Origin of the sequence: Pseudomonas syringae (assembly GCF_000737245.1) — a bacterium.
GTDB classification, from domain to species: domain Bacteria; phylum Pseudomonadota; class Gammaproteobacteria; order Pseudomonadales; family Pseudomonadaceae; genus Aquipseudomonas; species Aquipseudomonas syringae_J.
Genome location: NZ_JPQU01000070.1, coordinates 1 through 15,629, shown reverse-complemented (window position 1 = coordinate 15,629; position 15,629 = coordinate 1). Strand labels below are relative to the sequence as shown.

Genomic DNA, 15,629 nt, shown 5'->3' with positions numbered 1-15,629 from the left:
TGGATGTACTGGCCTCTTCCCGGCTAAAGCCGGTCCCACGTCGTCGCGCCAATATTGAAGTCACTCCTGTGGGATCGCCGCCCGTCCGCTCCCGCAGTTGGAACCCATTTCAATTCAATATCGGGGGTCAACCCACCACCACTCCCCGACACTCGCCAAATCCGATCGATACCTGCCCTTCCCGCTGACACCGGGCGCGCAGGATCACTTCGTCACCATCCTCCAGAAAACGTCGGGTCTCGCCTCCAGGCAGTTCCACGGCGACTTTGCCACCCTCGGTCATTTCCAGCAGGCTGCCCAGCTGCCCGACTTCAGGCCCGGACAAGGTGCCGGTGCCTAGCAGATCACCGGGCTGCAGTTTGCAACCGTTGGCGCTGTGGTGGGTCAGCATCTGGGCCACGGTCCAGTACATGTTCAAGGTGTTGCTGTTAGACAACAGGTACCCGGGCGTGCCCTGCGCTTTCATCTGCCGGGTCTGCAACAGGACTTCCAGCTGGATATCAAGCGCACCGCCCTGCTGATCCGCTTCATCCCAGAGGTACGCCAACGGTTCAGGGTCGCCTGCGGGACGCGCAGGTTGCGGACTGCGAAACGGTGCCAGCGCTTCGGCGGTTACCACCCATGGGGAAATCGTCGTGGCAAAGCTCTTGGACAGAAATGGCCCCAAAGGCTGGTATTCCCAGGCTTGCAGGTCCCGGGCCGACCAATCGTTGAGCAGGCACAGACCGGCAATATGCTGAGCCGCGTCAGCAATCCCGATTGGCTCGCCATCGCTATTTCCCGGCCCGACCCAGACGCCCATCTCCAACTCGTAATCCAGCCGTTTGCTGGGCCCGAATTGCGGTATTTCCTGGCCTGGCGGCAGCGTCTGGCCGTTGGGGCGCTTGACCGGCGTACCGGAAACACACAGGGTCGAGGCCCGACCGTGATAGGCAATCGGCACGTATTTGTAATTGGCCAGCAAGGGATTATCCGGCCGGAACAGCTTGCCGACGTTGGTGGCGTGATGAATGCCCACGTAGAAATCCGTGTAGTCCCCGACCCGAGCAGGCATGTGCATCTGGCACTCGCTCATAGGGTGCAGCAACGACTCGGCGGAGGCCTGCAGCCGCCCACGTTGCGGGCTGTGTTCGTCCAGCAGATGCAGCAGTTCACTGCGCAGCGCCTGACGGCCATGGGCACCTAGAGCAAAGAAATCATTGAGCTGATCGCGGCTCGCGGCTTGGGCTGCGTCCCGCGCAGCGCCATTGAAAAAACCTGCTGCCAGCGCGGCTTGCAGATCGAAAATCATGTCGCCTATCGCAACACCTCCGCGTTTGGGTGAATCTCCACGACTGAACACGCCCAACGGCAGATTCTGCAACGGAAAGTCGGCATGGCCGTTGGCGGAAGTCACCCAACTGCGGCTGTTTTTGGGCGTATTCATTGTGGCGTTCCTTTTGTAAACGTCTTGGCCATGTCGGTCCAGCAGGCGTCGTAATCGCTTTGCAGCTCAGGGCATTGCAAGGCATGCAGGCTCGGGCGCAGCACCTTGCCGGTCTCGAACATGAAAGCCATGGTGTGGTCGATCTTGTGCGGTTGCAGGGTTGCCGCGATGGCATTTTGCGCGGTGACATTGTCAGGTCCGTGGGCGCTCATGCAGTTGTGCAGCGATGCACCACCGGGCATGAAACCCTCGGCCTTGGCGTCGTAGGCACCGTCGATCAGGCCCATGAATTCATTCATCAGGTTGCGGTGAAACCACGGCGGCCTGAAGGTGTTCTCCGCAACCATCCAGCGCGGGGGAAAGATCACGAAGTCCACATTGGCTTGTCCGTGAACGCTGCCAGGTGAAGTCAGCACGGTAAAAATCGAAGGGTCAGGATGGTCGAAACTCACCGTGCCAAGGGTGTTGAAAAGGCGCAGATCATATTTGTAAGGCACGTTGTTGCCATGCCAGCCCACTACGTCGAAGGGCGAGTGATCCAGCTCGGTGGACCATAGCTCGCCGAGGAATTTCTGCACCAGGATCACCGGCTCATCGCGCTCTTCAAACCACGCGCAGGGCGTCAGAAAATCCCGTGGGTTAGCCAGACCGTTGCTGCCAATCGGCCCCAGATCCGGTAAGCGCAAGGCACTGCCATGGTTTTCACAGACGTAACCTCTGACAGTGGCGTCCAGCAGCTGCACGCTGAACTTCATGCCCCGGGGCAGCACGGCGATTTCCTGCGGCGCGACATCCAGCAGGCCCAGTTCGGTGACGATCCGCAAACGCCCCAACTGGGGCACGATCAGCCATTCGCCGTCGGCATTGAAGAAGACCCGCTGCATGGAGGCATTGGCGCAGTAGTTATAGACGCTCACGCCTTCAGCCTGATCCACCGCATTGGTGCTGGCCATCACGTGCAGGCCATCGATGAAGTCGGTGGGCTCCGGCGGGAATCCGAAGGCATTCCAGCGCAGGCGATTGGGCGTGACCGGGCCCATTTGCTGACCGGTAATCTGCCGGTCCAGGCGCTGGTATCTTGGGTGCGCGGCGGAAGGTTTGATGCGGTACAGCCAGGTGCGCCTTGCTTCAGCCCGGGGAACGGTGAACGCGGTGCCCGAAAGCTGTTCGGCGTACAGGCCCAGGGTATGCCGCTGGGGAGAGTTCTGCCCGACGGGCAAGGCGCCGGGCAAGGCTTCACTGCTGAACTGGTTGCCGAAACCGGACTGGTAAACCAGCGAATCGGCAGGCTGATGAGTGACCATCTCGACCTCTTGTTTTTATAAGGGATGACGCCGTAAAAATTACACTTAACAGAATACGATTACGTGTAACGTAATTTGAGTTTGGAAGACGGTCAAGCTATAAAGCAGCCTTCCCAGACCGGCGCAGCCTCCCTTCATGACCACGACCAACACAGATTCAGAAAGCCCCACAGGCGCGCGCCAGCAAAAGGTTCAGGCCGCTGAGGTCGGCATGGGCGTTCTCAAGGCCTTGGGAGAACTAGCGCCGTCGACTTCGTTGTCCAAGCTCGCGGAACACCTCGACATGCCGGCCAGCAAGGTGCACCGCTATCTCCAGGCGTTGATTGCCAGCGGTTTCGCCGAGCAGGATGCGGTCACCAATCACTACGGTCTGGGCCGCGAGGCGCTGTATGTCGGGCTGGCTGCGGTGGGTCATCTGGACGTGCTGAAGCTCACTGCGCCGCATCTCGCCGTACTGCGCGACGAACTGAATGAAACCTGCTTTCTGGCGGTGTGGGGTAACAAAGGCCCCACGGTGGTTTATGTCGAGCCTTCAAGCGGCGCGGTGACGCTGGTTACCCAGGTCGGTTCAGTGTTGCCGCTGCTGGGCTCATCTACGGGTCTGGTGTTCGATGCCTTCCTGAGTGCCAATGAAAGCGCTGAGTTGCGCAGCCAGGAAAGTGCGCGCCTGAGTGTCACGCAACTGCGGGAAGTCGAGCAGCATCTAACAGACATCCGCAGCTCCGGCGTCCACCAGATTCGCGGATTGTTGATGGCCGGTGTAAATGCCGTGTCGTCACCGGTGTTCAGCGTCGGCAACAAGCTGGCCGGAGTTATCACCATGGTCGGTTCGGCATCAGTGTTTACCGACCAACGTCAGGCCGAGGCAGCGCGAAGATTGCGGGCCACGGCGAGGGTGATCAGTGCGCGGATGGGTGGGGATGTGGCGGTTTTGGAGGATTGATGCAAGTCCTTGATTGAAATAGGGCCTAACTGTGGGAGCGGTGCTTGCCCGCGATAATTTGTAAACCCAATCGCGGGCAAGCACCGCTCCCACATTCCAACCGCATTACAAAATCAGCTTCGTGGAAGGCTTATTCCACCGCCAGCACCCCGCGCTTGACCTGATCCCGCTCAATCGATTCAAACAGCGCCTTGAAGTTACCCTCGCCAAATCCATCATCGCCCTTGCGCTGGATGAATTCGAAGAACACCGGGCCCATCAGGGTTTCCGAGAATATCTGCAACAGCAGCCGACGCTCGCCGCCGTCAGATGAACCGTCCAGCAGGATGCCACGGTTTTTCAGCTCGTCTTGCGGCTCGCCATGGTTCGGCAAACGGCCTTCAAGCATTTCGTAATAGGTTTCCGGCGGTGCGGTCATGAAGCGCATGCCCATAGCCTTGAGCGCGTCCCAGCTTTTGATCAGGTCATCGGTGAAGAACGCGACATGCTGGATGCCTTCGCCATTGAACTTCATCAGGAACTCTTCGATCTGCCCGGCGCCTTTGGACGACTCCTCGTTCAGCGGAATACGGATCATCCCGTCTGGAGCGGTCATGGCCTTGGAGGTCAGCCCGGTGTATTCGCCCTTGATGTCGAAGTAACGCAGTTCGCGGAAGTTGAACAACTTCTCATAGAAGCTCGCCCAATAAGCCATGCGTCCGCGATAGACGTTGTGGGTCAGGTGGTCGATGAATTTCAGCCCCGCCCCTTCCGGGTGGCGGTCCACGCCTTCGATGAAGTTGAAGTCGATGTCATAGATCGAAGTGCCCTCGCCAAACCGGTCGATCAGGTACAGCGGCGCGCCGCCAATACCCTTGATGGCCGGCAAGCGCAGTTCCATGGGCCCGGTGGCGATTTCAACTGGTTGTGCACCCAGTTCAAGTGCGCGCTGATAAGCCTTGTGGGAATCCTTGACCCGGAACGCCATGCCGCATACCGACGGCCCATGCTCGGCCGCGAAGTAAGACGCCAGGCTATTGGGCTCGTTGTTGAGGATGATGTTGATGCCACCCTGGCGATACAGCACAACATCCTTGGACCGGTGCACCGCCACCTTGGTAAAGCCCATGATCTGGAACACGGGCTCAAGGGTGTTGGGGGTTGGCGAGGCGAATTCGATGAATTCAAAGCCCATGAGGCCCATCGGATTTTCGTAGGTATCGGTGTTGAGATCAGCCATGGTCTGGCTCCTTGCAGGAAAGTGGATTAGCGGGGGGCGCGATCACTTTTCTGCGGGGGGCGCACAGGGAATCCCGCGCACGCTGCGAGCCAGGAAATCACCAAAAATCAGTTGCAGGCCAAGAATTTTCATAACGACCAGACTACTCCGGCTTGTCAGATTGCGCATCGGGATGCGCGACCTGAAACGCCCAATGGTCCAACGCGAGTTTTTCGACGCGCAGAATGCGTGGATATGGGTTCAGGTCAACCTTGAAGCGGCGGGCGGCGTAGACCTGAGGCAATAAATACACATCCGCCATGCTCGGCAGAATCTCGTCAAAGCAATAGCCTGTCTTGCCAATCATCTGCTCTACGGCCGCCAGACCTTCACTGATCCAATGGCCGATCCACTTATTGACCTCATCCTCACTGTGGCCGAGGCCCCGCAGTCGGTTCAGCACCGAAACGTTATGCAGGGGATGGATATCGCAGGCAATCAACGAAGCGACCGCACGCTGTGAAGCGCGAATTTCAAGATCTGGGGATAACAGTGGGCTGGCAGGATAGCGGTCTTCAAGGTATTCGATGATCGCCGTAGATTGCGTAATGATCGACCCGGAATCAATGCGTAATGCCGGCACCCGACACTGAGAATTGATCGCTTGATACTCAGGCTGCAGATGTTCCTTGCCCAACAGATTGACCGGAATCGCCTGGTGATCCAGGCCCTTCAAGGCCAGAGCAATTCGCACCCGGTAACTGGAGGTCGAACGGTAATAGGTGAAGAGGTCCATGGGCGGCATCGCTATTATTATTTTTCGGTTATTTTTCATAACCGGCTTACGCAATGCGTAACTTGCGCGATTGCACGGGCGCTGTCAATCGCACCTACAACCAAAGACTGAACCGAAAACATGGACATAACCGGTGGGAACGCCTAAAGATGCAAGTTGCCTGATGTACCAGGACTGTCCCAATAAAAACAACATGGGATCACCATGCCATCATGAATATTCTCTACGACGAACGTGTCGATGGCGTACTGCCTGTGGTCGACAAACAGGCGTTGCTGGATGACCTGCAACGCCAGCTTCCCGACCTGGATGTGCTGCATCGCCCGGAAGAACTGCGGCCCTACGAGTGCGATGGGCTGTCGGCTTATCGCACCACCCCAATGCTGGTCGCCCTGCCGCGCCATCTTGAAGAAGTCCAGACCCTGCTGAAGATCTGCCACCAGCGCAATGTCCCGGTGGTCACACGCGGGGCTGGCACGGGCTTGTCCGGGGGCGCGCTGCCTCTGGAGCAAGGCGTGCTGCTGGTGATGGCGCGCTTCAACAAGATCATCGAGATCGATCCGGCGGCGCGCGTTGCCAGAGTTCAGCCCGGCGTGCGCAACCTGGCGATCTCCCAGGCAGCGGCACCTTACGATCTGTATTACGCGCCGGACCCCTCCTCGCAAATCGCCTGCTCCATCGGCGGTAACGTCGCGGAAAACGCTGGCGGCGTGCATTGCCTGAAATACGGTCTGACCGTGCACAATCTGCTCAAGCTGGAGATTCTCACGGTCGAAGGCGAACACCTGACCCTGGGTTCCGAGGCACTGGACTCCCCCGGCTTCGACCTGCTGGCACTGTTTACCGGTTCCGAAGGGATGCTCGGCGTCATCACTGAAGTGACGGTGAAATTGCTGCCTAAACCCCAGGTGGCGAAAGTGCTGCTGGCGGCCTTCGACTCGGTGGAAAAGGCTGGCCGGGCCGTCGCCGATATCATTGCCGCGGGGATCATACCCGGTGGTCTGGAGATGATGGACAACCTCGCCATTCGCGCCGCCGAGGATTTCATCCACGCCGGTTATCCAGTGGACGCCGAAGCCATTCTGCTCTGCGAACTGGATGGCGTTGAAGCCGATGTCCATGATGATTGCGAGCGAGTTCGCGCCGTGCTGACCAATGCCGGCGCCACCGAACTGCGCCAGGCAAAAGACGAAGCCGAGCGGGTTCGCTTCTGGGCCGGGCGCAAGAACGCCTTCCCCGCTGTCGGCCGGTTATCGCCGGATTACTACTGCATGGACGGCACCATTCCCCGTCGCGAACTGCCCGGCGTGCTGCAAGGTATCGCTGCGCTTTCCACCGAATATGACCTGCGGGTCGCCAATGTCTTTCATGCCGGGGACGGCAATATGCACCCGCTGATCCTCTTCGACGCCAACCAGCCCGGTGAGCTGGAACGTGCGGAAGCCTTGGGCGGCAAAATCCTCGAATTGTGCGTGAAAGTCGGCGGCAGCATCACCGGCGAGCATGGCGTCGGCCGGGAGAAAATCAATCAGATGTGCGCCCAGTTCAACAGCGACGAGTTGACCTTGTTCCATGCGGTGAAAGCGGCGTTCGACCCCGGCGGCATGCTCAACCCCGGCAAGAACATCCCGACGCTGCATCGCTGTGCTGAATTCGGCGCGATGCATGTGCACATGGGCAAATTGCCCTTTCCGGAACTGGAGCGCTTCTGATGATTGCCAATCCACTTGAGCATCACGTTCGCGAGCATGACGCCAGCGCTGCGTTGCTCGACCAGGTCAATCAGGCCCTGGCGAGCGGGACGCCGCTGCGCATCCAGGGCGGCAACAGCAAAGCCTTCCTCGGCCGCGAGGTGGCCGGTGAAATCCTAGATACCCGCGTTCACAGCGGCATCGTCAGTTACGACCCCACGGAGTTGGTGATCACCGCCCGTGCAGGCACCCCCCTGCGGGAATTGTGCGCGGCGCTGGACGCGGCCGGGCAAATGCTGCCGTGCGAGCCGCCGCATTTTGGAGATGCCACAGTCGGCGGGATGATCGCTGCCGGACTGTCCGGGCCGCGTCGTCCGTGGGCCGGTTCGGTGCGGGATTTCGTCCTCGGCACTCGGGTCATCACCGGCCAGGGCAAGCACCTGCGCTTTGGCGGCGAAGTGATGAAAAACGTCGCGGGTTACGATGTCTCGCGTCTGATGGCTGGCAGTTTTGGCTGCCTGGGGATTTTGACCGAGGTCTCCCTCAAAGTCCTGCCCAAGCCTCGTCTATGCGCCAGCATTGCGCTTGAGATGGACGACGCCCGCGCCCTTGCCCGCCTCGCTGAATGGGGCCAGCAACCGTTGCCCATCAGCGCCGCCAGCTTTGACAACGGCGTATTGCGTCTGCGCCTGGAAGGTGGCGAAGGTTCGGTGGCTGCGGCCCATGAACGGCTGGGGGGCGAGCGAATCGACCCCGGTTACTGGCAGGAACTGAACGAACACCAACTGGAGTTCTTCCGTGATGAAGCGCCGCTATGGCGACTTTCAGTGCCGAACAATACCGCTGTGCTGGATCTGCCGGGTGAACAACTGATCGATTGGGCCGGCGCGCAACGCTGGCTGAAGTCCACTGCCGATGGCGCAACTATTCGTGCGTTGGTCAGCGCCGCTGGCGGTCATGCGACCTGTTACAGCCCTGGCCAGCAGGACAGTCCTTTCCAGCCGTTGCCTGCACCGCTGTTGCGCTACCACCGCCAGCTCAAGGCCCAACTCGATCCCCAGGCCATCTTCAACCCTGGGCGGATGCACGCGGAGATCTGACTATGCAGACCACCTTGAGTCACCAGGCCCGGCAGCTGCCCCGCGCCGAAGAAGCGGAAAGCATTCTGCGCAGTTGCGTGCACTGCGGATTCTGCAACGCCACTTGCCCCACCTATCAATTGCTCGGCGATGAACTGGACGGCCCGCGCGGGCGTATCTACCTGATCAAGCAAGTCCTGGAAGGCAACGAGGTCACCGAAAAAACCCAGTTACATCTGGATCGCTGCCTGTCCTGTCGTAACTGCGAAACCACCTGCCCGTCCGGGGTCGATTATCACAACCTGCTGGACATCGGCCGCGCTGTGGTTGACGCCGCCGTGCCGCGTTCTCCCGGCCAACGCCTGCTGCGTGAAGGCCTGCGCAAGGTAGTGCCCAACGCGAGCTTGTTTAAATCCCTGACGCAACTGGGTAATACCTTCAGGCCGCTGCTGCCCGCCAGCCTGAAAGACAAACTGCCCGCCACTATCACGCCAGCAAAAGCCCGCCCGGCCGTGCGTCATGCCCGTCAGGTATTGCTGCTCGAAGGCTGCGTGCAACTAGGTTTGTCGCCCAACACCAACGCAGCGACGGCGCGGGTGCTGGATCGATTGGGCATTAGCGTCAAGCCCATTGTGGAAGCCGGTTGCTGCGGTGCGGTGGATTACCATCTCAACGCCCAGGACGCCGGGCTTGATCGCGCCCGCCGGAATATCGACGCGTGGTGGCCGAGTATCGAGAGCGGCGCGCTGGCCATCGTCCAGACTGCCAGTGGTTGTGGGGCCTTCGTCAAGGATTACGGCCACCTGCTCAAGGCTGATCCGGCCTATGCCGCGAAGGCGCAACGGGTCAGCGAGCTGGCCAAAGACCTGGTGGAGGTGCTGCGTGATGAACCCTTGGAAAATCTGAATATCCATGGCGACCTGCGCCTGGCTTTCCACTGCCCCTGCACTTTGCAACACGCGCAGAAACTGGCCGGTGCGGTAGAAAGTGTATTGTCGCGCCTTGGATTCAATCTCAGTGCCGTGCCCGATGGTCATTTGTGTTGTGGTTCGGCGGGGACTTATTCCATCACTCAGCCGGTGCTTGCCCGGCAGCTGCGAGACAACAAAATGAACGCCCTGGAAAGCGGCAAGCCGCAAGTCATCGCCACGGCGAATATCGGTTGCCAGACCCACTTGAGCGGCGCCGGGCGAACCCCGGTAAGGCACTGGATCGAATTGATTGAAGAAGCATTGCCCTGAACCTTTCCGATCTGATCTTTTATGAACGATGGAGCATTCGATGAAAACCAAAGCTGTTCTGACCCAGACTGAAGTAACTCAGATTCTTGCCGCCGCGCGCCAGGATGCCATCAGCAACAACTGGGATGTTTCCATTGCCGTGGTAGATGACGGTGGTCATCTGCTGGCGTTCGAGCGCATGGACGGTGCTTCGCCCATCAGCAGCTACATCGGCATCGAAAAGGCTCGCACCGCCGCACTGGGCCGCCGTGAATCGAAAAGCTATGAAGAGTCGGTCAACGGTGGGCGTACAGCGTTCCTTTCGGCTCCGCTGCTGACTTCTCTGGAAGGTGGTGTTCCGGTAATCGTCGACGGTCAGGTCATCGGCGCCGTGGGTGTGTCCGGGGTACAAGCTGCGCAAGACGCACAGGTGGCCAAGGCCGGAGCTGCTGCGGTGAATGCTGGCTAAAACCGCGATATAGGCGACGCGGTTTGTCAGAAACACCACGTTATCGCTCATCGCGGGCAAGCCTCGCTTCAACAGACAATGCGTATCCGTTGGAGCGAGGCTTGCCCGCGAATTGGCCGGCACAGTCTGTCAGGCAGTTTTAGAAATCAATCGTCCCCGAGAACTTCACGGTGCGTGGCTCGCCCTGGGTCAGATAGCCGCCGTAGGTCGACGCCCAGTAGTCTTTGTTGGCGACGTTTTCCACGTTGGCGCGCAGGGTGATGTCTTTCTCCGAGACGTTGAATGTATAACGTGCACCCAGATCGAAACGGTTCCAGGTCGGGATGCTCAAGTTGTTGGCCGGATCAAGGTACTGACCGCCGGTACGCAACATGCGGGCATTGAGCGCGGCACCTTCGATACCCGGGATATCCCAGTCGGCGCTGGCGTTGAACTGAAAGGTCGGTACACCCACCGCGTTATTACCATCGTTTGCGCCGTTCAGCGTGCCCTTCAATTCAGTGTCCATCAACGTCACACCAGCAATCAGGCGCAAGCCGGCAATAGGCTCGCCGAAGATGTTGGTCTCAACGCCGCGGTTAATCTGCTTGCCATCAACCACGTAGACAGACGTCCCGTTGCTCAACGGTTGGGTAAAGCCGTCGCTGACTTTCTCGATGCGGTAAACCCCCAGGCTGGCGCCATAAGTGCCCATGTCTACCTTGACGCCCGCTTCAAGCTGCTTGGAGCGCGCCGGTGCAAACATCTCACCCGGGTTCGACAGACCAGCAGTGCTCGGTGCCGTCGCGCCCTTGGCCAGCCCTTCGATGCGGTTAGCGTAAAAAGCCACGTGCTGCCATGGCTTGAACACCAGACCGTAGACCGGCGTAGTGATCGCTTCGTCATATACGGAAGTCCGGGTACCGGTGCCATAGGCGAAACCTTGTACACGCAATTGCTGGCGACGCAGGCCAGCAGTCAGCAACAGGCGATCGTCAAAGAAGCCCAGGGTGTCGGAAATCGCCACACTGCGATTGCGGGTCTTGCCGGTGATGCCGGGATCGCTCAGGTCACCGCCTAACAGACGACCGCCAGCCGGGCGCGGCGCGGATACCGGGTCGTAAATATTGGTGTTGTAACTGCCGCCAAAGTCATAAGCATTGCGCTGCTCAGTCCAGATACCCGCCAGGCCCAGGTTCAGCTTGTGGCTGACGGGACCGGTCTGCAGCTTGCCGTTGATCCCGGCCATGGTGGAGATGTTGTCTTCATCATGGGGAATGAACGAGCTGGCGACGGTGGCATTACCCAGGTTGTCACTCAGCACAGGGGTACCGTAATTGCCCACTTCACGGGTGTGGACCGCGCCACCGGCGGCATACACCGTCCAGTTTTCATTGAGGTCGTACTCACCGCGCAGCATGCCGAACGTGTCTTCGGTCTCGGTGGAGTACCACTTCGGTGCGTAATTGGTATCGGCGTCAGGCGCATCAGGAACCTGCGTCACCCCAGCGCCAAGTCGCACACTGTTGCGGCCGTGATTGATCCTTTGTTTCTGGTAAGCAATATCACCCGAAAGGCGCAGATCATCGCCACGATAATCCAGGCCCAGAGCGAATAACTTGCTGCGGTGTTGTTCGTCTTCAATACCCGTTTCGCCTTCACGTTGGGCCAGGTTGAGCCGCGCACCAAAACGATTGTCTTCACCGAAACGCTGCCCCAGATCCAGATGCTCGCCAATTCGGCCGTCGGTGCTGATATCGGTGGTGAAGCGCCGGGTCGGGGTGTCCTGGGCACGCTTGGGTTGCAGGTTGACCCCGCCGCCAATGCCGGAACCGGTAGGGGTCACGCCGTTGATGAACGCGTTAGGCCCTTTGAACACCTCGACCCGCTCAAGCGCATCGGTGGAGATAATCTGACGCGGCAACACGCCATACAGACCGTTATAGGAAATATCCTCGCCCGCCAGAGGCAAACCGCGGATCGTGAACACTTGAGCCGAGTTGCCATATCCAAACGACTCGCGCACTGAGGAGTCATTGGCCAATACATCACCGATGTCCTCGGCTTGCTGATCTTCTATCAGTTGCTCTGTGTAGCTGCTCATGGTGAACGGCACGTCCATGACGTCGGCGTTGCCCAACACACCCAACTGCCCGCCCCTGGCAACCTGTCCGCCGCTGAAAACCGGAGGTAGTGCATGTTCGTCAACTTTCTGCGCATTGATATCCGTTTCGCCCAGCACTAATGCACCCGATTGAGTTGCTGTGGTCGGGGTAGCCGCCAGCAATGGCAAGCTGAGCGAGCAGCACAGGGCTAGCAGGGTTAAACGATAGGGAACCGGGTGGGAGCCAATGCTGCGCATGATATTTCCTGTTGACGAAGGCCTGATCAGCCAAGGGAAGAGTTGCGAAATGCTATCAGGTGTAATTGGTAATGTTTATCGTTTCGTTAAAAAAGGTAAAAAATTTATCAATCCCGCTGAAAACTCCCACACGCCGGATCTCCTAAAGCTCAGGTCAAATCCGTTTCTACCGTGTAAGCTCAGCCGCTGTTGGTTTAACCCCTCGAGAGGCTTATGCGGTCCAACTTCCGACGCTCCACCCTTGCAGCGCTACGCGGTTTCGCCTTGCCCGGCGATGCGATCACCATCCTGCCCAGCGCCGCGGAGTATCGCCGTTGCCTGCTGGAGAAAATTGCTTCAGCGACCCAGCGAATTTATGTGGTGGCGCTGTATCTGCAGCACGATGAAGCCGGCCAGGAAATTCTCGACGCGCTCTACGCCGCCAAGGCTGCAAACCCTGCGCTGGATGTAGTGGTGCTGGTGGACTGGTTCAGGGCACAACGCGGCCTGATCGGAGCCGGGCGTCAACCGGGTAACTCCACCTGGTATCAGGCGCAGAATCTGGAATACGACGAGGAAGTGCCGGTCTACGGCGTGCCGGTTCAGACCCGGGAGCTGTTTGGCGTGCTGCATTTGAAGGGCAGCGTGATCGATGACTGCGTGATCTACAGCGGTGCCAGCATCAACAACGTGTACCTGCACAAGCTGGATAAATACCGTCTGGATCGCTATCACGTGCTGCAAAGCAAACCGTTGGCTGATAGCTTCCAGACCATGCTGCAACGGGACATCTTGCCGTCCAGCGCGGTGCATCGCCTGGACCTGCCATCGCCGCCCACCTCGCGCAGCCTGCGCAGTGAAATCCGCGCATTTCGCAATCAGCTCAAGCGCACCACCTACGACACCCCGGAAGGTGTGACGCAAAACGGTGAGATGCGGGTCATTCCGCTGTTGGGCGTTGGTCCGCGCAATCCCCTCAACCGGACCATCATCGAACTGATCGCTGCCAGCAAAACCCGGCTGACCATCTGCACCCCGTATTTCAACGTGCCCCTGGCGGTCAAACGCGAGATCAATCGCGCCCTCAAGCGCGGCGTGCGGGTAGACATCATTATTGGCGACAAGACCGCCAACGACTTCTTCATCCCCGCCGATGAGCCGTTCAAAGTGATATCGGCATTGCCGTATCTGTACGAAATCAGCCTGCGCCGCTTCGCCCAGAAGCATCAGACCGACATCGCCCGTCACAAGTTGAACCTGCATCTGTGGAAGGACGGCGACAACACCTTCCACCTCAAGGGCATGTGGATCGATGACCGCTACACCTTGCTGACCGGCAATAACCTCAACCCCAGGGCCTTCAATCTGGACCTGGAAAACGGCCTGCTGATCGATGACCCCAAAGGTGAATGGATCGCACCACGGGAAGCGGAACTCGACCAGTTGATGCTCAATACTCAGCGGGTCGGCAAATACGACGAACTGGACACGCTCAACGAGTATCCTGTGGCAGTTCGCACGTTCCTGCGTCGGGTCAGTCGGGTCAGGGCCGAGCGCTTGTTGTATCGGATTCTGTGAGTAAAACGCCCCCGTCGGGCTACAAACACGGGACTCTGTAGGAGCGCGCTTGCCCGCGATACGGTGTGTCAGCGAAAACGGTGCTGCCTGACCTCACGCCATCGCGGGCAAGCGCGCTCCTACAGAAAAAGCATTCCAATTCAGTTTGATGGAAGTGCGCCTAATTGCTACCCAGGAACCCCGCCATGCCCACTGCGAATCCAGCGGCTGCGAACATCGAAAGTCCCACGCCCATCAAGGCGATGTACCGCAAGATCACCTGGAAGCTGATCCCGTTCCTGTGTTTCTGCTATCTGGCGGCGTATCTGGACCGGATCAATATCGGTTTCGCCAAACTGCAGATGCTCGACCAGCTGCACTTCAGTGAAACGGCTTTCGGGCTCGGCGCGGGGTTGTTCTTTGTCGGCTATATCCTGTTTGAAGTCCCGAGCAATCTGGTCCTGGAACGGGTCGGCGCGCGGCTCTGGATTGCCCGGATCATGATCACCTGGGGCTTGCTCTCGGCCTGCACCATGCTGGTCAGCACACCCATGCAGTTCTATCTGGTGCGGTTTTTCCTGGGCGTCGCCGAGGCCGGCTTTTTGCCTGGCGTCTTGTTTTACCTGACCACCTGGTTCCCCACCTATCGGCGCGGGCGCATCATTGCGCTGTTCATGATTGGCCTGCCGCTGTCGAGCGTGGTCGGCGGCCCGTTGTCTGGCTGGATCATGAGCCATTTCGATCAAAGCGCCGGCCTGCGAGGCTGGCAGTGGCTGTTTCTGCTGGAGGCGGTGCCGAGTGTGCTGTTGGGCATTCTGGCGTTCTGGGCATTGCCCAATAACCATAAGGAAGCGCGGTGGATGAGCGCGGCTGAAAGCGCCCTGCTGGAGCAAGAGCTGCAACAGGATGAGGCCGGCGGCAGGTCCAGCAAGCAGAGCTTTCGCGACGGCTTCTTCGATGTGAAAGTGTGGATGCTCGGTGGGATCGATTTCTCGATTCTGCTCAGTGCCTACGCCATGGGCTTCTGGATGCCGACCTTCATCCGCAACGCCGGCGTGGTGGACACCTTCCATATCGGCGTACTGACCGCCCTTCCCAGTATCGCGGCATTGCTGGGCATGTTACTGATCGGCGCCAGCTCGGACCGCCACCGCGAACGGCGCTGGCATATTATCGTGCCGTTTCTTGTCGGCTCTGCGGCCATGGCGGCCAGCACGTTCTTTATCCATGACGTGGTGGCGACCGTGACGCTCTTTGCCATTGCGTCAGCCGCCATCATTGGCGCAGTCCCGGTGTTCTTCAGCCTTCCGGCAACCTTCCTCAAAGGCCGCGCCGCCGCCACAGGCTTCGCCCTGGCGTGCTCCCTGGCCAACATCGCCGGGCTGGTGAGCAATTCGCTGATGGGCGTCGCGATAGATGTGACGGGCAGCAGTGCGGGGGCAATGTGGTTCTTCGCCGGATGCCTGATCCTCAGTTGTTTCCTGGTGATTGCGTTGCCGGCGAAGCTGGTCAACCGCTAAGTAGGACTTGAGGTGACCTTATCGCGGGCAAGCACCGCTCCCACAGAATAATGAAGTGCGCCCCAAAAGTTGGACAGCTGTTGGCTAGGCTACCGTGGACTGGGTT

General features: G+C 59.3%; 12 protein-coding genes. 7 read left to right on the top strand and 5 right to left on the bottom strand.

Going from position 1 to position 15,629, the window contains the following annotated elements:
- Positions 1-127: 127 nt before the first annotated feature.
- Positions 128-1,426: a fumarylacetoacetase gene (fahA, locus tag IV01_RS03875; protein WP_032630981.1), complete on the bottom strand. Its 1,299-nt coding sequence runs from the start codon at positions 1,424-1,426 to the stop codon at positions 128-130.
- Positions 1,423-2,730 carry a homogentisate 1,2-dioxygenase gene (gene hmgA / locus IV01_RS03880; RefSeq protein WP_032630980.1) on the bottom strand — a complete coding sequence of 436 codons (1,308 nt, stop codon included), beginning with the start codon at positions 2,728-2,730 and terminating at the stop codon, positions 1,423-1,425. Before hmgA ends, fahA begins: the two co-directional genes overlap by 4 nt.
- A gap of 136 nt (positions 2,731-2,866) precedes the next feature.
- On the opposite strand from hmgA, the gene IV01_RS03885 reads away from it, so the two are divergent.
- The gene (locus tag IV01_RS03885; RefSeq protein WP_032630979.1) at positions 2,867-3,673 is read left to right on the top strand and encodes an IclR family transcriptional regulator; all 807 of its coding nucleotides are present in this window, start codon (positions 2,867-2,869) and stop codon (positions 3,671-3,673) included.
- A gap of 130 nt (positions 3,674-3,803) precedes the next feature.
- Here IV01_RS03885 and hppD read toward each other — a convergent pair whose 3' ends face one another.
- Complete coding sequence (gene hppD / locus IV01_RS03890) at positions 3,804-4,892, bottom strand: 4-hydroxyphenylpyruvate dioxygenase (RefSeq protein ID WP_032630978.1); 1,089 nt, start codon at positions 4,890-4,892, stop codon at positions 3,804-3,806.
- Between the two features lie 142 nt (positions 4,893-5,034).
- Positions 5,035-5,667: a maleylacetoacetate isomerase gene (gene maiA / locus IV01_RS03895; protein WP_032630976.1), complete on the bottom strand. Its 633-nt coding sequence runs from the start codon at positions 5,665-5,667 to the stop codon at positions 5,035-5,037.
- Positions 5,668-5,879: 212 nt separating this feature from the next.
- On the opposite strand from maiA, the gene glcD reads away from it, so the two are divergent.
- The 4 genes from glcD to IV01_RS03915 are packed head-to-tail and all read left to right on the top strand — an operon-like array spanning position 5,880 to position 10,126.
- Positions 5,880-7,379 carry a glycolate oxidase subunit GlcD gene (gene glcD / locus IV01_RS03900; protein ID WP_032630975.1) on the top strand — a complete coding sequence of 500 codons (1,500 nt, stop codon included), beginning with the start codon at positions 5,880-5,882 and terminating at the stop codon, positions 7,377-7,379.
- The gene (gene glcE, locus IV01_RS03905) at positions 7,379-8,458 is read left to right on the top strand and encodes a glycolate oxidase subunit GlcE (protein ID WP_050507921.1); all 1,080 of its coding nucleotides are present in this window, start codon (positions 7,379-7,381) and stop codon (positions 8,456-8,458) included. Before glcD ends, glcE begins: the two co-directional genes overlap by 1 nt.
- Before the next feature lie 2 nt (positions 8,459-8,460).
- Positions 8,461-9,678, top strand: a complete 1,218-nt coding sequence (gene glcF / locus IV01_RS03910; RefSeq protein ID WP_032630974.1) for a glycolate oxidase subunit GlcF — start codon at positions 8,461-8,463, stop codon at positions 9,676-9,678.
- Positions 9,679-9,718: 40 nt separating this feature from the next.
- Positions 9,719-10,126 (top strand): heme-binding protein, encoded by a 408-nt coding sequence (locus IV01_RS03915; RefSeq protein ID WP_032630973.1) that lies wholly within the window; start codon positions 9,719-9,721, stop codon positions 10,124-10,126.
- A gap of 139 nt (positions 10,127-10,265) precedes the next feature.
- On the opposite strand, the gene IV01_RS03920 is transcribed toward IV01_RS03915, so the two are convergent.
- Entirely contained in the window at positions 10,266-12,467 is a 2,202-nt protein-coding gene (locus tag IV01_RS03920; protein WP_080290392.1) for a TonB-dependent siderophore receptor, read from the bottom strand.
- Between the two features lie 213 nt (positions 12,468-12,680).
- Here IV01_RS03920 and pssA point away from each other — a divergent pair, with 213 nt between their 5' ends.
- On the top strand, positions 12,681-14,024 hold the full coding sequence (pssA, locus tag IV01_RS03925; protein WP_032630972.1) for a CDP-diacylglycerol--serine O-phosphatidyltransferase: 1,344 nt from the start codon (positions 12,681-12,683) through the stop codon (positions 14,022-14,024).
- Between the two features lie 185 nt (positions 14,025-14,209).
- Positions 14,210-15,523 (top strand): MFS transporter, encoded by a 1,314-nt coding sequence (locus IV01_RS03930; protein ID WP_032630970.1) that lies wholly within the window; start codon positions 14,210-14,212, stop codon positions 15,521-15,523.
- The last annotated feature ends 106 nt before the right edge of the window (positions 15,524-15,629 follow it).